Below are 20,205 nucleotides of genomic sequence, written 5' to 3' on the forward strand. Positions count from 1 at the left end.
TCTAAAATTTTATTAAATTTGGGTTATGTAAGCTTTAAAGCATCTTTTGTTACTATTGCGTTTTAAATTTTTACTAGGCGAGCGATGTTTATAAAAGGTTTTTTTTCAAACTCGGTTGGCATCATGACTTCAAGGGTTTTAGGGCTAGTTAGAGATCTTCTTACGGCCTCTATTCTTGGTGCTGGCATATTTAGCGACCTCTTTTTTATAGCTTTTAAAATCCCAAATTTATTTCGCCGTATCTTTGGCGAGGGCGCCTTTACTCAAGCCTTTTTACCAAATTTTACAAATAGCAAGAAAAAAGCTGTCTTTCAAGCTGAAATTTTTATCAAATTTCTACTTTTTATAGGCGTTTTGACGCTTCTTGTAAATTTATTTACACCTTACTTTATAAAGATCATCGCAAGCGGACTTAGTGAGCAAAATATCACTGACGCAGTGCCGCTTGTGCGTATAAATTTCTACTACCTAGCACTTGTCTATATCGTCACTTTCATGGGTGCGCTGCTTCAGTACAAAGGACACTTTGCCACGACTGCCTTTTCGACTACACTGCTAAATTTAGCCATGATAGCTTCGCTACTTTTGGCTCGTGGCAAGAGCGAGAGTGTGGTCGCACTTTATCTTAGCTTTGGCGTCGTTGCAGGCGGCATCTTGCAGGTTTTGGTGCATCTAATCGCTATGAAATTTAACGCCTTAAATAAAATTTTCTGGGGCGGTTTAAGCGGATATTTTAAAGGCAAAAGAGCACAGAGTAAAGGCTTTTTTATAAATTTCTACCATGGCTTACTTGGCTCAAGTGCTATGCAAATAAGCGCATTTATGGATACTTGGCTGGCTAGCTTTTTGGTAAGTGGCTCGATAAGCTACCTTTTTTATGCAAATAGAATTTTTCAGCTTCCGCTTGCCATCTTTGCGATCGCGCTCTCTCAAGCACTCTTTCCAAAGATCACCAGGCTTTTAAAGCAAAAAGATGAAGTAAACGCCCTAGTTTGGACAAAAAAGAGCTTTTACCTGCTACTTTGCGCCCTGCTAGCAGCCACAATCACAGGCGTAGTAATGAGCGAATTTATCATTTGGCTCTTGTTTGAAAGGGGAAATTTCGTAAGGGCAAATACCATTGAATGCGCCAAGGTGCTAAGTGCCTATTTGGTGGGGCTTACGCCATTTGGTCTAGCTAAAATTTTCTCACTTTGGCTTTACGCAAACATGAAGCAAAAAGAGGCAGCCAAAATTTCTATCATCTGCCTTGTGATAAATTTGATCCTAGCTGTCATTTTGATGCAGAAATTTGGAGCTGCTGGCCTTGCATTTGCAAGCTCGCTTGGGGGATTTTTACAGCTTATTTTATACATAAGAGCCTTTGGAGCTAAGCGATTTTTAGCTATAATCGAGCCTAAATTTATAGCCGCCATCGCTGTTTTAGCGGTTTTGCTCTATTTTGGTTTAACATTTTTAAAGGATATATTTAATGCGAATTTTTGATACTTCTAAAAGAGAAAAGGTTGAGTTTAGCCCTATTAAAGATGGCGAGGTCAGCATCTATCTGTGCGGCCCAACGGTATATGACGACGCGCATTTAGGACACGCAAAGTCAGCCGTTAGCTTTGATCTTTTAAGAAGGGTATTAAAAGCGCTTGGCTACAAGGTCAAATTTGCAAGAAACTACACCGATATTGACGATAAAATTTTAAAGAAAATGGCTGAAACTGGCCAAAGCCTAGAGGATATCACAAATAAATATATAGCGCACTACGAGAGCGACATGGGCGCTTTAAACGTGCTTGATCCAGACTTTAAACCAAAAGCTACGCAGTGTCTGGAGGCGATCATCAGCTATATCGAGCTGCTTATGGATAAAGGGGCGGCTTATAAAACCAGCGATGGAATTTACTTTGATACGAGTAAGGATAGTGGATATTTTAGCATTAGTGGCAAGGACAATAACACTGATCTTATCGCACGCGTGGCAAGTTTTGGTGAAAAAAGAGATGAAAAAGACTTTGTTCTTTGGAAATTTGACGAGAAATGGTATGAGAGTCCATTTGGCAAGGGTCGTCCTGGCTGGCACACCGAGTGCGTAGCGATGATAAGGGAATTTCTAAGCGATAAAGAAAATGAAGAATTTGAGATCGACATCCACGCTGGCGGCATCGATCTACTCTTTCCGCACCACGAAAACGAGGCAAGTCAGTGCAGATGTGCATATCATAAAAATTTGAGTAAATACTGGATGCATAACGGCTTTATAAAAGTAAATAATGAAAAGATGAGCAAGAGCCTAAATAACAGCTTTTTTGTAAAAGATGCCCTAAAAAACGTTCATGGCGAGGTGCTTAGATACTACTTGCTTACGAGCCATTATAGGGCTCATTTTAATTATTCAGATGAAGACTTGGTGGCTTCAAAAAAGAGACTTGATAAAATTTATCGCCTTAAAAAAAGAGTTGATGGCGTGCAAGCAGGTGCAATAAATGAGAGCTTTAAAAATGAACTTCTTGAGGCACTAAGTGATGATTTAAACGCTTCAAAAGCACTTGCAAGTGTTGATGAGTTTGTAAAAACAGCAAACGAAAGGCTTGATAATAGCCCAAAAGATAAAGCCTACAAGGCCGAAGTAGTGGCAAATTTGGAGCTTATAAGTGAAATTTTAGGCATTGCTAGCACAAACTATGTGGAGTATCTTCAATTTGGTGTAAGCAACGAGCAAAAGGAACAGATAAAAAGGCTTCTTGATGAGCGGACGATAGCTAAAAAAGAGAGAAATTTTGCAAGAGCTGATGAGATAAGAGACGAGCTAGAAAAGATGAACATCTCTATCATGGATACACCAAATGGCACAGTTTGGGAGAAAAACAATGACTAACTTTGGCTTAAAAGATGTACTAAAACGCTTTGGTCCATATTTTAAAGACTACATTCCACACTTCATCCTAGCCTTTATAGGCATGGGGCTTGCAAGTGGCGGAACAGCGGTCAGTGCATATCTAGTGGAGCCAGTACTTAATAAAATTTTTGTTGAAAAAAACGAAACATTACTTTATTTGTTACCATGTGCGATCATTGCTATTTATCTGTTAAAAAATGTTGGAACTTTTATGCAGGCCTATTTTACCGCTTATATTGGCCAAGATACGATTAGAAGATTTCGTGAAAAGATGGTCGAAAATTTACTAACTTTGGATATGAAATTTTTTAATGATTTTAGAACAGGCGAGCTAATAAGCAGAACTACGAACGACATAGAGCGCATAAGATCTATTGTTTCAAGCATCATACCTGAGCTTATTAGAGAGCTTGTAACTATCATAGGTCTGCTTTGTGTAGTCATATACCAAAGCCCTAAATTAGCCTTTTTTGCACTTGTTGTTATGCCATTAGCGATTTATCCGATCTCGCGCCTTGCTAAAAAGATGAAAAAAATCTCAAAAAAATCACAAGAAAAGACATCTGACATCACCTCAGCCTTGAGCGAAATTTTTACAAATATCGAGATCATCAAGGCAAATAATGCCCAAAAATACGAGCATTCACGTTTTATTGATGAAAATAATAAATTTTTTAAACTAAATCTTAAAACTGTAAAAATTGAGCAACTAGTAAGCCCGCTAATGGAAACAATTGGCTCGATCGGAGTAGCTGCTGTCATCATAATAGGCGGCAAAGACGTCATTGACGGAAATATAAACATGGGTGCTTTCTTTTCATTTTTAACTGCACTTTTCATGCTCTACACTCCACTAAAACGTATCGTAAATATATACAATAAAATGCAAGATGCCATCGCAGCAAGCGAGAGGACGTTTTTCTTGATGGATAAGGTAAGCCAGATAAAAGATGGCGAAAAAGAGCTAAACGAAGAGATAAATTTGATTAAATTTAAGGGTGTCCGCCTAAGCTACGGCGATAAAGAGGTCTTAAAAGGGATAAATTTAGAGGCAAATAAGTCAGAATTTATAGCCCTTGTTGGCTCAAGTGGCGGCGGAAAAAGCTCGCTTATGAATTTGCTTATGAGATTTTACGACGTAAATGGCGGAGAAATTTTGATAAATGGCATAAATTTAAAAGATATCAAAATTCACTCACTTCGCCAAAATATCGGACTTGTTACCCAACGCGTCTATATCTTTAACGATACGATCGCTAAAAACGTGGCTTACGGCAGAGAATTTAACGAAGATGCCGTGATAAACGCACTAAAACTAGCAAATGCTTACGAGTTTGTAAGCAAGCTTGATGATGGTATAAATACTATCTTAAACGAATTTGGTACCAACCTCTCAGGCGGTCAAAGACAACGCATCGCCATAGCCAGAGCACTTTATCAAAACCCACAAATCCTCATATTTGACGAGGCTACCTCTGCACTTGATAACGAGAGTGAAAAAGAGATCACAAAGGCCATAAACAACCTAAGAAACAAAAAGATCATCTTTGTCATCGCTCACCGTCTAAGTACGGTTGAGAGTGCTGATAAGATCGCGCTTTTATGTGATGGAAGGATAGTTGATATCGGAAGTGATGAAGAGCTTAGCAAGAGAAATGAAATTTATGCAAAACTTAAAGGCAAAGCCTTAGTTTAAGGCGATTTTTGCTAAGATTTGCACAAAATTTTAGGCATTTTAAAGAGGTTAAAATGAGCTTAAACTACGAAACTTTAAAATCTATATTTTTTAAATTTGATCCTGAAACTGCCCACAAGATCGCAGAACTTGCAATGATCGGAGCAAATAAAATTTTTCCAGGATCATTAAGCTTTGTAGCAAACAAGTGCGTGGTCGATGACAATGCATTAAAACAAAATTTATTCTCAAGCACTTACCACAACCCAGTTGGCATAGCTGGGGGCTTTGATAAAAATGCCACAATGTTTGAAGCACTAACAGCTCTTGGATTTGGGCATTTAGAATTTGGCACATTTACTCCAAAACCTCAACCTGGCAACGACAAACCAAGACTTTTTAGGCTTATAGACGAAGAGAGCATCCAAAACGCGATGGGCTTTAACAACGACGGCTGTGAGGCTATTAAAAATAGAGTCAAAAAACTTTATCCTTATACTTTGCCAATCTGGGCAAATATAGGCAAAAACAAGGTCACACCAAACGAAGACGCAATAAAAGACTATGAAATTTTAGTAAGAGAATTTAGTGAAATTTGCGACACCTTCGTCATAAATGTCTCATCGCCAAACACGCCAAATTTAAGAGCATTGCAAGATGAGAGCTTTATAAAAGAGCTTTTTAGCGTTATTTTGCCGCTTACTAAAAAACCAATCATCTTTAAAATCGCTCCTGATATGAGCCACGAAGATGCGATCAGGCTTTGTAGCTGCGCTGTAGAAAACGGCGCTAGTGGCGTGCTTGTTTCAAATACAAGCGTTGATTACTCGCTCTCTCACTCGTCAAATTTAAAGGATTTTGGCGGACTAAGCGGCAAGGTGATCGCTAAAAAGTCAAAAGAGATCTTTAAAGCCGTTGCAGACGAGCTTTACGGCAAGACGACGCTTATCGCATGTGGCGGCATAGATAGCGGCGCAGAGGCATATGAGCGCATAAAAATGGGAGCAAATTTAGTGCAAATTTTTACAAGCTTTATCTTTAAAGGGCCGATTATCGCAAGGGATATAAATTTAGAAATTTTAGAGCTTTTAAAACGAGATGGCTTTGCTTCTATCAGCGAAGCAGTCGGCATAGATGTTAAAAAATAAAAGGCAAAAGATTGATAAAATTTAATAAAACAAAACTAGAAAACGGACTAGAAATTTATCACATACCAGTAAATCCTGGCTCAAAAGTGATAAGTGTCGATGTATTTTACAAAGTTGGATCAAGAAACGAAGTGATGGGCAAAAGTGGTATCGCTCACATGTTAGAGCATCTAAATTTCAAATCAACCAAAAATTTACGAGCTGGGGAGTTTGATGAGATCGTAAAAGGCTTTGGCGGCGTAAATAACGCAAGTACAGGCTTTGACTACACCCACTACTTTATAAAAGCTTCAAATGAAAATTTAGACAAAACGCTTGGGCTTTTTGCTGAGCTTATGAAAAATTTAAGCTTAAAAGATAAAGAATTTCAGCCAGAGCGAGACGTGGTGCATGAAGAGCGCAGATGGCGAACAGACAACAACCCTATGGGATACCTTTACTTTAGGCTCTACAATCACGCATTTATCTATCATCCATATCACTGGACTCCGATAGGCTTTATAAAAGATATCGAAAACTGGAATATCAACAATATAAAAGAATTTCACGCTACCTTTTATCAGCCAAAAAATGCGATTTTGATGATAAGTGGCGACATCGGCAAGGATGAGGCGTTTAAACTGGCTAAGAAAAATTTTAGCAGTATAAAAAATAAAAGAGCCATCCCAAAATCTCACTGCAAAGAACCTGAACAAGACGGAGCTAGAAAAGCTATCATCTATAAAGATAGCCAAACACAAATGCTAGCAATCGCTTACAAAATCCCAAATTTTAAACACGGCGATCAAGTAGGTCTAAATGCGATAAGTGAATATCTAGCTACCGGCAAAAGCTCGGTTTTGCAGCAAAAATTAGTCGATGAGCTAATGCTTGTAAATCAAATTTACGCTTACAATATGAGTTGTGTCGATGAAAATTTATTTATATTTTTAGCAGTTTGCAACCCAGACGTCGAGGCGAGCGTGGTTGAGGCTGAAATTTTAAAGATCATAGATGATTTAAAAAATAAACCAATCGACAAAGATGATGTTTTAAGAGTTAAGAATTTAATCAAAAGCGACTTTATCTATTCGTTTGAAAGTGCAAGTAAGGTTGCAAATTTATATGGCTCATACCTTGCTAGAGGCGATATAAAGCCACTTTATGAGCTTGAGAAAAATATCGATAAGATTGATGCTAAGCTTTTAAAAGAGATAGCAAATAGATATTTTAATGAAAAAACCAGCACAACAATAATTTTAAAAAAGGAATAAACGTGGAAAATTCGCTTCAAGGTGCGATGACCGCACTCATTACGCCATTTAAAAATCAAAAAGTGGATGAAGTCAGTTTTGAAAAACTAATAAAAAGACAGATAAAACATGGCATAGATGTTGTTGTGCCAGTTGGAACCACTGGCGAGAGTGCAACACTGACGCATGATGAGCATAGAATTTGTATCGAAATAGCCGTAGATGCATGTAAAGGTACAAATGTAAAAGTACTAGCTGGTGCTGGCAGTAATGCGACTCACGAGGCTATTGGTATCGCTAAATTTGCTCAAGCCCATGGCGCTGATGGTATCCTCTCAGTTGCGCCCTACTACAATAAACCAACGCAAGAAGGGCTTTACGAGCACTACAAGGCCATTGCAAATAGCATTGAAATTCCTGTGCTTCTTTATAATGTTCCGGGTAGAGTTGGCGTGGATATCTTGCCAGCGACCGTTTTTAGGCTTTTTAAAGAGTGTAAAAATATCTACGGTATCAAAGAGGCAACAGGTAGCATAGATAGATGCGTTGATCTACTGGCTCACGAGCCAAATTTAGTAGTCATTAGCGGTGAAGATGCGATCAACTATCCTATCATATCAAATGGCGGCAAAGGCGTTATCTCAGTTACTGCTAACCTCTTGCCAGATCAAATTTCAGAGCTTACGCACCTTGCAATGAACGAAGAGTACAAAAAAGCAAAACTAATAAACGATAATCTATACACGATAAATAAAACACTCTTTTGCGAAAGCAATCCGATACCGATCAAAGCAGCGATGTATCTAGCTGGACTCATCGACTCTTTGGAGTATCGCTTGCCACTTTGCAAACCAAGTAAAGAAAATTTTAAAAAGATAGAAGAAGTAATAAAAAATTACGAAATAAAGGGTTTTTAATGAAGGACACACTAAACGAATTTAAAGGTAAAACGCTAGTTATCAGTGGCGGCACTAGAGGTATCGGTAGAGCCATAGTCGAAGAATTTGCAAAAGCTGGTGTAAATATAGCATTTACCTACAACTCAAACGAAGAGCTTGCAAAAGAACAAGCAAAAGAGCTTGAGGCTACTTACAAGATAAAAGCAAGAGCATATGCACTAAATATCCTCGAGCCAGAGACTTATAAAGAGCTATTTTTAAAGATAGACGAGGACTTTGATAGGATTGATTTTTTCATCTCAAATGCTATCATCTCAGGTCGTGCAGTAGCTGGTGGATACACTAAATTTATGAAGCTAAAACCAAGAGGCATAAACAATATCTTTACAGCAACAGTAAACGCCTTTGTCGTAGGCACTCAAGAAGCTGCAAAACGCATGGAAAAAGTTGGTGGCGGCAGCATCATCAGCCTATCATCAACTGGAAATTTAGTCTATATCGAAAACTACGCAGGTCATGGCACAGCAAAAGCGGCCGTTGAAGCCATGGCAAGATACGCTGCGACAGAGCTTGGCGAGAAAAATATCCGTGTAAACGTCGTAAGTGGCGGCCCTATCGAGACAGACGCACTAAGAGCCTTTACTAATTACGAAGAGGTGCGCGATATGACGGCAAAGCTTAGCCCGCTAAACCGCATGGGACAGCCGACTGATCTAGCCGGAGCATGTCTATTTTTATGCTCATCTAAGGCTAGCTGGGTGACTGGACATACATTTATAATAGATGGTGGCACGACTTTTAAATGAGAATATTGAAATTTTAAGCATAAAGGCATATTTGTGAGTTTAAATTTACCAAATTCTTTAGCGTTTTTTAGGATACTTCTGGCTCCGCTTATGTTTTTTATGCTCGTAAATGCCCCTGACATTTTTACACAAATTCACATGAGCTGGATAAATTACTTCGCAGCTCTTATTTTTGTGATCGCCTCGGTAACTGACTTTTTTGACGGTTACATCGCTAGAAGCTGGGATCAAAAAACTAAGCTTGGCACTATCCTTGACCCACTAGCTGATAAAATGTTGATCTTAGCTGCATTTTTAGGCCTTATGATGCTTGGTAGGGCGAGTGCTTGGGCCGTTTATCTCATCTTGGTAAGGGAATTTTTTATAACTGGCTTTCGTGTCGTGATGGCAAGTGATGGCGTCGAGGTCGCTGCATCAATGGCCGGCAAGGTAAAGACCGTTTCGCAGATGTTTGCAGTTGGTTTTTTACTGATGAGCTGGCCAGGCGGAGAGCTTTTGCTATGGATCGCTGTTGCGCTCACACTTTATTCTGGGTTTGAGTATATCTTTGCCTATATAAAGGCGATGAAAAAGAGCTAAATTTTTTCGTTCGTAAGACCCAAAGTTTTTACTTGAAAAAATTTATATAAATAATAAAAACTTTATTTTCAAAATAAGTAAAATCAAGTTAAAAATTTCTCCTAGCTAAAAGAAATTTTTAGTCAAACGTCGTTTGAGAGTAAATTTATAAACTTTGGCTAAAATCTTATCAATTTTTTCAAAAAAAGGTAAGTTTTGAAAGGCATTCTCTTCACGCTGGCCCTGCTTGGACTTGGGCTTTATGCGTATTCGTTTTATTTTTTAGTGACTGTTTTAGCCATTAGTTTTCTTATATTTTTTCACGAGCTTGGCCACTTTTTGGCAGCAAGAACGCTTGGCGTAAAGGTAAACACCTTTAGTATCGGATTTGGCGAGAAAATTTACACCAAAAACGTTAGTGGCACCGACTACTGCCTAAGCGCTATCCCACTTGGCGGATACGTACAGCTAAAAGGGCAAGACGACACCGACCCAAAAGCCAAAAACTACGACGCGGACAGCTACAACGTGCTAAGTCCCATAAAGCGCATTTACATTCTCTTTGCAGGGCCTTTTTTTAACTTTATCTTGGCGTTTTTTATATACATTTTGCTTGGATTTATAGGCGTTGAGAGGCTTGCACCAAGTGTCGGCCACATAGCTGAGGGCTCGGCAGCTGCCAGCGCTGGAATAGCTAAAAATGATAAAATTTTAGCAATAAATGGCGTAAAGATAAACGAGTGGGACGAGATCAGTAAAAATGTAAAACTTGAGCCAAGCACCATTTTGATAGATAGAAACGGCTCAATTTTAAGCATAAATTTAACACCAAAGATAGGCGAGACGATAAATATATTTAATGAAAAGATCCAGCACCCACTAATCGGCATTAGGTCAAACGGCGAAGTGATAAAAATTTATCACACAGGCTTTAGTAGCCTAAAATTTGCTTATGATGAAACTCTAAAGGCTTCAATGCTCATCTTTAAAAGTCTTGAAAAGCTAATCATTGGAGACATATCACCAAAAGAGGTTAGCGGTATCCTACAAATCACTGATATAACCTCAAAAGCCGCAAAGATCGGCATCAGCGTACTCCTAACCATCATGGCATTCATCTCTGCAAATTTAGGTGTATTTAATCTACTCCCTATCCCAGCACTTGATGGCGGCCACATACTTTTTAACCTATATGAGCTGATTTTTAGACGTGAGGTAAATGAGCGAGTGCTAATTATGCTTACCTACTGCGGTTGGGCGCTACTACTTGGCATAATGGTACTTGCGACTTTTAATGACATTATGAGATTAAGCGGAGGTTTATAATGATAGTTTTAAAAGAGCTATTAGAAAAGATCGAAAATTTAAGCAAAGACGTGACACTAATCGCCGTTAGTAAAAATGTCACAAGTACTGAAGTAAAAGAGCTTTACGCGCAAGGGCAAAGAAATTTTGGCGAAAACAGAGTCCAGGAGCTAGCCAAAAAAGAGCTAGAACTGCAAAATTTTACTGATATAAAATGGCATATGATCGGCCGCTTGCAAAATAACAAAATAAATCAAATGATAAGTCTAAAGCCAACACTTTGGCAAAGCTGTGATAGCTTTGAAAGGGCCGTAGAGGTCGATAAAAGGCTTAGTTATAGGCTCGATACTCTGCTTCAGATAAACTCGGCTGATGAAGATACAAAGCAAGGTGTAAGCGTAGCAAATGCAGCAGAAATTTATGACCGTATCCAAAGCGAGTGCAAAAATATAAATCTAAAAGGTGTGATGAGTATCGGAGCGCATGTGGATGAGTCAAAAGAGATTCAAAAGAGCTTTGAGCTAACTTATAAAATTTTTGATAGCCTAAAGCCAAAAGGTGCAGCTATCTGTTCGATGGGCATGAGTAGTGACTTCGAGTTAGCGATAAAATGCGGCTCAAATATGATCCGCCTTGGAACTATGCTTTATCTATAAATTTATCGCTTTTGCAAGCTCCTACTGCTAACGAAATAGATTACTGCTGGAGCTATGTAAATTTCTATCCAAAGAGACTTGAGAAAAAATTAAATTTAATGTTTAGCGTCAGCCAAAACTAGAGCAAAAAGTACTTTTACGCCAGCTTTTTCTAGAGTATTTCTAGCCTCAAGTATCGTAGTGCCAGTGGTTATGATATCATCTACTAAAATAACTGGAGCAGTGATCTTTTTTAGGATTTTAAAATTTCTTGGGTTATTTTGTCTAAATTGTAAATCCCTGCCACTATAACTGGTCTTGCTGGTTGCATGCAGTGCGTGAAATATAGGCTTTAGATTTTTAGCCCTTAGTGCATTTGCCAAAATAGCCGTGTGTGAGTAGCCAAAATTAACTCTATCATCTATAGGGATAGCATAAACTTGCTCTGGGAAGCTAAAACTTTTGGCAAATTTCTTAAATGTAAATTTGGCTAAATTTTTATATATAAAATATCCATGCATTTGATGCTTTGAGTGGATGAGTTCTTTTGTTTCAGAGTAGCCGTAAAAGCTATAAATTTTAAAGCCCTCTAGTTCTCTTACTATCGGGCTTGGCTCACTTAAAATTTGTGAGCAAATTTTACAAAATGTATTTAGCGTAAAGCTCTTGCAAAACACACAAAACATTAGCTATTTAAAATAGCAATTGCTGTGCGTTTGACTGCATCGTTTATAATATCAGTTAAAAATGGCTTAAATGCTCCGCCTGTACGAATCAACTCAAATTTGGTTTGATTATTTGAAATATTTTTAACGATACTTTGATCGCCTTTTTGGATTTTTAGCGTGATCTTAATATTACCTTTTGTATTATCAGTGCCGTATCCGCTCATATTTGCTTCAAACTCATTGATAAAAATTTCAACCACGACGCCACCCATACCATTTACATTTGTACCGCGCGCCACAAGCTCTTTTTTGAGCGAATCGCTAAAATAAGTAGCAAGATCGTTTTGAAGCACGACATATTCTTTTACTGTGCCTTTGCCATCAGTGATCGTAGCGATGGTGCTTTTGTTTTTGCGGTTGTCATGCACTGCGCTTATATAGGCCTCAAAGCCGCTATTTTGCTGACTTACAGCCACCTTATACGGATCAAATGCGACAACACTTTGACTTGGAGCACAACCAGTTAAAAACAAAACAAAAAGTCCAAAAATAGCTAAAAATTTAAATTTATTCATCGTTTTTCCTTTTAAAGTTTAGTGATCTCATCGGCTACTTTTATCGCGGCTTGTTTAACTAAAAGTGCGATAAAAAAGTCAAACTGCTCAGATTTTGAAGCCTCAAGCTTCTCTACATGGTGTCTAGTCGAGATAGGTAACGTTTTTTTGAAATTTATATTTGAAAGCACAAGAAGACCTTTTAGATGTCCGTTTAAAATTTCTGAAGCTCCTGAGTAACTTCCTCTGAGCTCGTCAAATCTAAAATCAAGCCTATATGTATATGGCGATGTTTGAGTATCGACAACAACGATTCCGCGAGAATTTAACTCACGTTGCAAAAACATGTAAAAAAGCACTTCAAGGCGTGGGTTTGAGTTAAAAACTGCACTGTTTCCTTCAATACCTGTGTAATATATCGATCTTGCACTACTTCTAGCATCGACAATCCTGTGAAAATAAACCTTCTTTAATCCAACATTAGTATCGATCATGTTTTTTTCTAAGCAGCAGTTTATTGCTACATCACTTTTGTATTTAACACCATTTATAAAAAGACCATCGCCCCTGCCTTTGCAAGCGCTGCAGTCAGCCGGTATCCTCATAACCTCTTCAAAATACATCTTATCTTCGCTACTTATGCTCGCACTTTGCACGCCGTCTATGCCCTCGCACGATAGACAAAGGCTAGCTTTAGCCATGCAGCCAATTAGAAAGATAGCTGCAAAAACTGCTAATAATGTCGCTCTTAGCATTTTACTTCCTTTTGCTCTTTTTGTTTTTTGCGGAGATTTTTCACGCTCTCGCCTGCGATGCCGTAGTTATTTGTATCGATCTCATCGATAATGACAACGGTATTTTGAGCGCTTCTACCTAAAATTTCGCTTATTAGCTTTGTAACTCCGCTTATCATCTTCTCTTTTTGCTCCACACTTGGGCTATCACCCTCTTTTGTCACGCAAATTTTCACAAACGGCATAGCACTCCTTTTTGTAAATTTAGCACTTAAATTTTAATCAAAACCTATCCACCAAACAAGCTCCCAAATGCGGATATATCGTCACCTCGAAATAAGGCGAGATATTTTGTGATGATTTTGAAAGCTGTGACGTGAAATTTTGGTGCGGATAGAACATATAGTTCATCAAGCCAAAATTTCACTAACTCTTTCAAAAGGGCACAAAAGATAAGCCGCTAGTCTATTTTTAGGACAGATAAAAACGCCTCTTGCGGCAAATTTACCTTTCCAATCGCCTTCATGCGTTTTTTACCCTCTTTTTGCTTTTCAAGCAACTTTCTCTTACGCGTGATATCTCCGCCGTAGCACTTAGCTGTGACGTTTTTGCCCATTGATTTTACGGTTTCTCTAGCTATGATTTTGTTGCCGATGCTCGCTTGTATCGCCACTTCAAAAAGCTGACGTGGCACGATCTCTTTCATCGCTTTTACAAAGTCCCTACCCTTTGTTTGTGCCTTACTCTCAGGCACGATGATAGAAAGTGCATCGACTGTTTCACCAGCCACTTTGACATCTAGCTTTACCAGATCACCCACGCGGTAGTCGCTAGGCTCATAATCAAAACTCGCATAACCTTTTGTGCTTGACTTTAGCTTGTCGTAAAAGTCCATCACGATCTCGTTCATCGGTATATCATACTCAAGCAGTACGCGTTCAGGCGTGATATAGTCCATCTTTGTCTGGATGCCACGGCGATTGTTTAAAAGTGTGATGATGTTACCCAAAAATTCACTTGGCGTGATAATCGTAGCCTTGACATATGGCTCAAGAATTGAGTCTATTTTATTGACTGGTGGTAGCTGGCTTGGGTTTTGGATTTTTAAATTTAGCCCATCAGTTTGGATGACTTCGTAAGTCACGGTTGGCGCTGTGGCGATAAGGTCCAAGTCAAACTCACGCTCTAGCCTCTCTTTAACTACCTCCATATGAAGAAGACCTAAAAAGCCAACCCTAAAGCCAAATCCAAGTGCCACCGAGGTTTCTGGCTCGTAGCTAATGGAGCTGTCATTTAGCTTTAGCTTATCCAGCGCGTCACGCAGATCTTCAAATTTATCAGTTTCAATAGGATAAAGTCCCGCAAAGACAAACGGCTTAGCCCTCTCAAAGCCCCCAACTGGCTCTTTTAGAGGATTTCTTGACTGCGTTATCGTATCTCCAACTTGCACGTCACTAACATTTTTAAGTCCCAAAACAACGATGCCAACCTCGCCAGCGCTAAGCGTTTTGGTCTTGATCGGTGCGATAGGATTTGGATACATGAGGTCAAGCACGATGTGTTTTTTACCTGTGCCCATAACTAAAATTTCATCATTTTTTAAAATTTCACCATCATAAACACGCACAAGTGCAAGCGCGCCAAGGTAGTTGTCAAACCAACTATCATAAATCAGCACCTTTGTGGGCTTGCTAACATCGCCATTTGGCGCAGGGATCCTCGTGATGATTGCTTCAAGCAGTTCTTTTATGCCGATACCGCTTTTTGCACTCACTTCAATCGCCCCTGAGCAGTCAAGTCCGATGATGTGCTCGATCTCGTCTTTTACTCTAGCAGGATCAGCCGCTGGTAGGTCGATCTTGTTGATGACTGGGATGATCTCTAAGTTGTTTTCAAGTGCAATATAGACGTTTGCGATAGTCTGCGCCTCTACACCCTGAGAAGCGTCCACGACTAGCAGTGCACCCTCACAACTAGCCAAAGAGCGGCTCACCTCGTAGCTAAAGTCGACGTGGCCTGGAGTGTCTATCAAATTTAGAACAAAATTTTCTCCATTTAGTGCGTAGTTTAGGCGGACAGACTGGGCTTTGATCGTGATGCCGCGCTCTTTTTCGATATCCATCGTATCCATGATCTGCGAGCTCATCTCACGGTCGCTAACAGCTCCACATTCTTGAATAAGCCGATCAGCTAGTGTGCTTTTGCCATGGTCTATGTGAGCGATGATGCTAAAATTTCTAATATTTTTCATTTACTCTTTTACTTTTTTGTTAAATTTTTGGCTTTTATTTTGCCTAAAATTGATTTAAAATTTGCATAAGAAAAGCGACGTTAATGCTTGTGACCAAAGTGTCCGTGCTCTTCTTTGCTTTTTAGCTCGCAGATGAGCTCATCTTTATGTCCATGACTGCTGCTCTCAAACTGTAGAGTGACATGACCAATGCCAACATGAGATAGCTCATGCTCGATGCGCTTTATCATCTTTGAAATTTCTCCTACACTTAGCACATCATCCACCACCACATGGGCTATGAGTGCATTTGAACCGGCACTTATCGTCCAAATATGTAGATCATGCACCTGTCTAACGCCATCCACGCCTTTTATGATAGCTAAAATTTCATCCGTATTAAGATCGACTGGTACGGCTTCGATAAGGATATTAAAGCTATCTTTTAGTAAGCCAAAGCCACTTTTTATGATAAGTATCGAAACAAATATACTTGCTATACTATCAGCTTGCGTAAGGCCAAATTTCATTATGACTAGTGCCGCAATGATTGCTCCAACGGAACCAAGCGTATCACCAAGGACATGAAGATAAGCTCCTTTTATATTTAAATTCTCTTTTATATCGCTACTTTTATGCATATAAATATGTAAAACGGCTTTTCAAATCAAAGTGATTTTACGCTTAAAATCAAAGTGAGCTAAAAACCGCATTTTTTCACTTTGATTTCTAACGTAAATTTTTATGTTTTTAAATAGCTTTTTACAACCTTTTAAAACATATTAAAAAACTAAAATTTACCCCTCAAACTCTATGTCTATTTCATACCCACTCGTGCTAAGCTTATGGCTTACTTCTTTTATACTAAACTCATTTGCTTCTAGTCCAGCAACTCCACCAAATTTAAGCTTGCCGCCTGCTATGATATTTTTTCCTTCGCAGCTACATCTACCATTTATTCCGCCGCGTTGTAGCTCGTTAAGTTTAGCTTCTGCTTGTTTAAAGGCCTCATTATCGCTCTTTGGCTGAGCTATCTGCATCTTATATACCTGTTCCCCACTTCCCACCTTAATGCTTTTTACCTTACCAGCTTCTATGTCTTGCCACTCTACTATTACGGCTGTATAAGAGTTTCTATTAGCTTCAGTGATCTCTAGCGAGTAAAGATCAGTTAAATTTAGTGTAAAAGTGGGCAAATTCTCGTTTTTTGAAGTATTTGAGGTTTGGCTAGCATCACCCTTAGCATCTTTGGCTGTTATGATGATGTTATCATTTTTAACAGCCATTAAAAAGCCAAATTTGACGCATAGATCATATAAAAACTCTATGTCGCTTACATTATCCTGGATAACAGAAGCTATGTTTTGGTCGCTACCGCTTGTTTTTAAAGATAGTGCATTGGCACTAGCTATCTTTTTAGCTATCCCAAAAAGCGTTGTATTTTCCCAGCTCACACGTCTTTTCTCTTTTGCAGGACTTGCAAAATTTACAGCAGTTGCTCTAACCTCTGTTGTATTTGCTTTGTAGTCTCTGCTAGCCGTTTGCACGCTAAAAGAGCCACAAAGATAAAGATCATCTCCATATCCGAGCCATAGTTTTAAGCTATCTCCGAATACTGGCTTTGCATATATGCCAAATAGGGTAAAGCTGATTTCATCACTTTCATTGCCCTCTTTATCGGTAAAGCTTAGACTTATTAGGTTTTGTCTGATGATGTTTGTTATGTCTTTGCCGCTAGCTTCTAGCTTGAAAGCCGGTTTTCTCACCATAGTTTTGCCTGCTCTTTCGCTGTTTCTTTTATATCAGGCAAAAACACCCTATCGCCTGCATGAAGTGTTGTGTTAAGCTTTGGGTTTATAGTTAGAATTTGCTCAAAAAACCTTAGATGTCCGTAGTGGTTGTAGGTGATAGTATCAAGCCTATCACCGTCTTTAGCTATGTAAATTTTATCCATCATAATCCCTTTTTAGCTCTAAACTAAAACTTTGCGTAAAAAATGCTCCATTTGGAGTGAAAATCGCTTGTTTTTCACTGATTTTTACTATAACGAAGCGACCAAAATATTTACCATTTCCATTTGTAAGCGGTAAGCTTTGACGTAAGGCGGCTAAGGCATAAAGTGGCTTTAATGCGCCTTGTTTATCACCGTGATATGGCAGTGTTTGACCCTCTATATTAAGAGTGCTGCTCCCTAAATTTGCACTAAATAAGGCTGGATAGTTTTGTATCCGCTCTTGCTCGCTTATGCCAAAGTCTGTTTGAGTGTCAATACTATTAGTTTGTTCCCATCTAAATTTAAACCCACCAAGATTTAGTACCATATTATCCCCTTACATCCGTGTTTTTACGGTTAAACTCATCACGTCTTAGTGCGTCTTTAACGCCTTTTACTATTTGAGCCTTAAAACTCTCTAGGTCAAATTTGCCATTATCTGAGTTAAGTAAAAAATCACCATTAAAACTAATGTTGATAGCACCACCACCTGTGCTAGCTGCCACTAGAGCTGGAGCCTCTTTTGCATGAGTATCACTATCTGAGCCAAAAATAGAGTTAAAAAAGCCACCGCTATCATCTTTTGGTTTTAGCTCACTGCTTGCTTGCTCATCACTTCCAAAGCCAAAGAATTCTTTTGTCTTGCTCCAAGCACTACTTAGCCCCTTAATGGCCTCACCGACCATGTCATTTATCCAGCCAAATTTCTCAGCTATCCAGTCAAAAAAGCCACCAAAGAGCTCATCCCATATCTTGATAACTGGCTCAAAAATAGCGCTTAAAAAGTCGCTCACTCCTTGCCAAAGATCGCTAAAAAACTTTGTCGTGCTCTCCCAATATGGCTTTACACTCTCCCATATCTCAAGAAAAAATGCCTTTACTTTTTCCCAATTTTCCATAAGATAGGCCGCTGCTGTGCCAAGAGCTACTACTATGGCACCAATGCCTGTGCTAATAAGAGCAAATTTCATAGTCCTTATAGCTAGAGTTGCTGCCATTAAGCCACTACGCATTAAGGCACATGCTGCTGCAAAGGCCTTCGAGGCAGCACTATAAGCAGTAGTGATAGCTAGAGTTGCCCTTAGTCTTGCACCAACTAGCCAAATACTAAATGCATGAGCTTTGGCAGCTAGCGTGGCACTTGATATACTCACAGCATGAGCCAACCATCTGAGTTTTGCTATTAAGAGCATAGGATTTAAAAATTTCACTACCCTTATAACGCCCAAAAGTCCATCTGCTACGCCTAAAAGTGCTATCTTGCTAAGAAGCAACACCGGTTTAAAGATCATAAGGCCGGCTGCAGCGCTAACAACTATGGCACTTAGTCTTGGAAATTTTTCATTTAGCGAGCTTAACACTCCAGCTACCTTACTTAAGATAGAAGCTAATAAATTTGTAAGTGGTAAAAAGGTTTCTCCCAGGCTTGAACCTAGATTTCTCCATGCTTGCGTAACCCTTTCGATGCCACTTTTTGTAGTGTTTAGCTTCGTTTGTAGCTCACGCTGCATAGATCCTGTGGCTTCATCCGAGTGTGCCATTTTGATATTTGCTTTAAGAGCATCGATATTTGTTACAAGCCCCGCTATCTCATCGTTAAAATTTCCGCCAACTAGATCATAAAGTAGCCCTGCTTGCTTATCTTTATCGGCTCTAGAGATCGCTTCTAAAAACGTAGTTATAGCTCCAGCAGCATCTTTTTGTAGGGCTGTTTTTAGATATGTTGCATCCATGCCTATGCTTGCTAGCGCTTCTTGAAAATTTTTACCCTTTTTATCAGCCATTGAGAGTGTGGAGTAAAGAGCATTTAAGCTAGTGCCTACGACTGAGCTAGCTTTGCCAGTGCTTAACATTGTAGCACTTATGGCGCTGGCGCTTTTACTATCTAGGCCTATTAAGCTGGCATTTGCAGCTGTTAGCGAAGTAGCCTCAAATATATCAGAAGCATTTGCATTAGTAACCTTATTGTCGAGCAAGTTTACACTATCAAAAAAGCTATTAAGCTCCTTTATATCGTTCATCTTAAAGCCAACTTTCATATTATTGGCCGCCTTTGATAAGGCTTCAGAACTCATTTCAAATGCAACTGAGCCGGTTGCAAGCATTTTTGTGTAAGTTACTAGCTCCTCACCGGCTAAATTTATCTTACCGCCGCCAGCTGCAATGTCAGCTATATTACTAAAGCTCTCTCCAAGCTGTGAGCTTAGCCCTCTCATCTCATTTTTTAGCTTAGCTAGGTTTTCATCGCTATCATCAACATATTTTTTTACATTCGCAAAAGCAGCCTCATCATCAATGGCAAGTTTGATTGGCACTCCTATGGCTACCGAGTTTGTAAGATTGCTAAAATTTGTCGTAAGCTCGCCTAAAAGTGCTTTTTGGCTCTCTCTTATTTGGCTAGATAGATTTGACAATCTAGTGTTGTCTAAAGATGTTATGGCTTTTTTTGCTTCTGCTATCTTACCTTTTAAACCATCAAACCCTTTTTTTAGCTCTGATATTTTACTTAGCCCTTTTACTGCTAGACCAATACTAATACCAACTTGTGCGTTATCCATATCCTTTCCTTTAAAATACGATATAATCCCTTTTAAAAAGGATTTAAAATGGCTTTAATTATTCCTATTTTTATCGTTTTATTCTTCTTCGTTTCACCAAGTGGCTTTTTTGAAACGTTTATTGCCTTAGTTTTTGGCTTAGGGATACTTGGCAGCCTTATTGGCACCGCTGGTTTAGCATTAAGTAAAACCAAAGAAGTTATAACTCGTTCTTAGCCTTTAAGATCTTTACTGAAATTTCTAAAAACTCACTAAAATCACTCAAACTAAGATTTATTATCTCGCTATATCCATAGCCTAAAACATGAGCTATAAGGGCGATA

At 39.0% G+C, this 20,205-nt stretch carries 21 protein-coding genes; 11 read left to right on the forward strand and 10 right to left on the reverse strand.

Going from position 1 to position 20,205, the window contains the following annotated elements:
- Nucleotides 1-84 precede the first annotated feature (84 nt).
- The 10 genes from murJ to CCON33237_RS05430 all read left to right on the forward strand — a co-directional run bounded on the left by murJ (nucleotide 85) and on the right by CCON33237_RS05430 (nucleotide 11,166).
- Complete coding sequence (gene murJ, locus CCON33237_RS05385) at nucleotides 85-1,485, forward strand: murein biosynthesis integral membrane protein MurJ (RefSeq protein WP_054196724.1); 1,401 nt, start codon at nucleotides 85-87, stop codon at nucleotides 1,483-1,485.
- Nucleotides 1,472-2,866 (forward strand): cysteine--tRNA ligase, encoded by a 1,395-nt coding sequence (gene cysS / locus CCON33237_RS05390; RefSeq protein ID WP_054196725.1) that lies wholly within the window; start codon nucleotides 1,472-1,474, stop codon nucleotides 2,864-2,866. Before murJ ends, cysS begins: the two co-directional genes overlap by 14 nt.
- Complete coding sequence (locus CCON33237_RS05395) at nucleotides 2,859-4,583, forward strand: ABC transporter ATP-binding protein (protein ID WP_054196726.1); 1,725 nt, start codon at nucleotides 2,859-2,861, stop codon at nucleotides 4,581-4,583. The genes cysS and CCON33237_RS05395 overlap by 8 nt, the downstream gene beginning before the upstream one ends.
- Nucleotides 4,584-4,636: 53 nt before the next feature.
- Nucleotides 4,637-5,710 carry a quinone-dependent dihydroorotate dehydrogenase gene (locus CCON33237_RS05400; RefSeq protein WP_054197406.1) on the forward strand — a complete coding sequence of 358 codons (1,074 nt, stop codon included), beginning with the start codon at nucleotides 4,637-4,639 and terminating at the stop codon, nucleotides 5,708-5,710.
- 11 nt (nucleotides 5,711-5,721) lie between these two features.
- Nucleotides 5,722-6,963: a M16 family metallopeptidase gene (locus CCON33237_RS05405; protein WP_054196727.1), complete on the forward strand. Its 1,242-nt coding sequence runs from the start codon at nucleotides 5,722-5,724 to the stop codon at nucleotides 6,961-6,963.
- A gap of 26 nt (nucleotides 6,964-6,989) precedes the next feature.
- The gene (dapA, locus tag CCON33237_RS05410) at nucleotides 6,990-7,859 is read left to right on the forward strand and encodes a 4-hydroxy-tetrahydrodipicolinate synthase (protein WP_054197407.1); all 870 of its coding nucleotides are present in this window, start codon (nucleotides 6,990-6,992) and stop codon (nucleotides 7,857-7,859) included.
- Nucleotides 7,859-8,647, forward strand: coding sequence for an enoyl-ACP reductase (locus CCON33237_RS05415; protein WP_054196728.1), 789 nt, complete (start codon nucleotides 7,859-7,861; stop codon nucleotides 8,645-8,647). The genes dapA and CCON33237_RS05415 overlap by 1 nt, the downstream gene beginning before the upstream one ends.
- A 33-nt stretch (nucleotides 8,648-8,680) precedes the next feature.
- Nucleotides 8,681-9,226 carry a CDP-diacylglycerol--glycerol-3-phosphate 3-phosphatidyltransferase gene (gene pgsA, locus CCON33237_RS05420; protein WP_054196729.1) on the forward strand — a complete coding sequence of 182 codons (546 nt, stop codon included), beginning with the start codon at nucleotides 8,681-8,683 and terminating at the stop codon, nucleotides 9,224-9,226.
- Between the two features lie 195 nt (nucleotides 9,227-9,421).
- On the forward strand, nucleotides 9,422-10,531 hold the full coding sequence (gene rseP / locus CCON33237_RS05425; protein WP_054196730.1) for an RIP metalloprotease RseP: 1,110 nt from the start codon (nucleotides 9,422-9,424) through the stop codon (nucleotides 10,529-10,531).
- Nucleotides 10,531-11,166 (forward strand): YggS family pyridoxal phosphate-dependent enzyme, encoded by a 636-nt coding sequence (locus CCON33237_RS05430; protein ID WP_081004438.1) that lies wholly within the window; start codon nucleotides 10,531-10,533, stop codon nucleotides 11,164-11,166. Before rseP ends, CCON33237_RS05430 begins: the two co-directional genes overlap by 1 nt.
- Nucleotides 11,167-11,261: 95 nt before the next feature.
- Here the strand turns inward: CCON33237_RS05430 and CCON33237_RS05435 are convergent, their stop codons facing one another.
- The 10 genes from CCON33237_RS05435 to CCON33237_RS05480 form a co-directional block, all read right to left on the reverse strand.
- A complete protein-coding gene (locus CCON33237_RS05435) occupies nucleotides 11,262-11,831 on the reverse strand; it encodes a ComF family protein (RefSeq protein ID WP_054196731.1) in 570 nt (189 codons plus the stop codon).
- On the reverse strand, nucleotides 11,831-12,388 hold the full coding sequence (locus tag CCON33237_RS05440; RefSeq protein WP_054196732.1) for a YajG family lipoprotein: 558 nt from the start codon (nucleotides 12,386-12,388) through the stop codon (nucleotides 11,831-11,833). Before CCON33237_RS05440 ends, CCON33237_RS05435 begins: the two co-directional genes overlap by 1 nt.
- Before the next feature lie 11 nt (nucleotides 12,389-12,399).
- The gene (locus CCON33237_RS05445; RefSeq protein WP_054196733.1) at nucleotides 12,400-13,122 is read right to left on the reverse strand and encodes a hypothetical protein; all 723 of its coding nucleotides are present in this window, start codon (nucleotides 13,120-13,122) and stop codon (nucleotides 12,400-12,402) included.
- A complete protein-coding gene (locus tag CCON33237_RS05450; protein WP_009294206.1) occupies nucleotides 13,116-13,346 on the reverse strand; it encodes a 2-hydroxymuconate tautomerase family protein in 231 nt (76 codons plus the stop codon). Before CCON33237_RS05450 ends, CCON33237_RS05445 begins: the two co-directional genes overlap by 7 nt.
- A 215-nt stretch (nucleotides 13,347-13,561) precedes the next feature.
- Nucleotides 13,562-15,352, reverse strand: a complete 1,791-nt coding sequence (gene lepA, locus CCON33237_RS05455; RefSeq protein ID WP_054196734.1) for a translation elongation factor 4 — start codon at nucleotides 15,350-15,352, stop codon at nucleotides 13,562-13,564.
- A gap of 80 nt (nucleotides 15,353-15,432) precedes the next feature.
- Nucleotides 15,433-15,978: a cation diffusion facilitator family transporter gene (locus tag CCON33237_RS05460; RefSeq protein ID WP_257719897.1), complete on the reverse strand. Its 546-nt coding sequence runs from the start codon at nucleotides 15,976-15,978 to the stop codon at nucleotides 15,433-15,435.
- 150 nt (nucleotides 15,979-16,128) lie between these two features.
- Entirely contained in the window at nucleotides 16,129-17,100 is a 972-nt protein-coding gene (locus CCON33237_RS05465) for a phage late control D family protein (protein WP_054196735.1), read from the reverse strand.
- The gene (locus CCON33237_RS05470) at nucleotides 17,094-17,285 is read right to left on the reverse strand and encodes a tail protein X (protein WP_021090294.1); all 192 of its coding nucleotides are present in this window, start codon (nucleotides 17,283-17,285) and stop codon (nucleotides 17,094-17,096) included. The genes CCON33237_RS05465 and CCON33237_RS05470 overlap by 7 nt, the downstream gene beginning before the upstream one ends.
- The gene (locus CCON33237_RS05475) at nucleotides 17,278-17,652 is read right to left on the reverse strand and encodes a phage tail protein (RefSeq protein ID WP_054196736.1); all 375 of its coding nucleotides are present in this window, start codon (nucleotides 17,650-17,652) and stop codon (nucleotides 17,278-17,280) included. Before CCON33237_RS05475 ends, CCON33237_RS05470 begins: the two co-directional genes overlap by 8 nt.
- A gap of 1 nt (nucleotide 17,653) precedes the next feature.
- Nucleotides 17,654-19,882, reverse strand: a complete 2,229-nt coding sequence (locus tag CCON33237_RS05480) for a phage tail tape measure protein (RefSeq protein ID WP_054196737.1) — start codon at nucleotides 19,880-19,882, stop codon at nucleotides 17,654-17,656.
- Nucleotides 19,883-19,930: 48 nt separating this feature from the next.
- Between CCON33237_RS05480 and CCON33237_RS09540 the strand changes: the two genes are divergently transcribed.
- Entirely contained in the window at nucleotides 19,931-20,098 is a 168-nt protein-coding gene (locus tag CCON33237_RS09540) for a hypothetical protein (protein WP_155463277.1), read from the forward strand.
- Nucleotides 20,099-20,205: the final 107 nt, after the last annotated feature.

Source organism: Campylobacter concisus, from assembly GCF_001298465.1.
GTDB lineage: Bacteria > Campylobacterota > Campylobacteria > Campylobacterales > Campylobacteraceae > Campylobacter_A > Campylobacter_A concisus.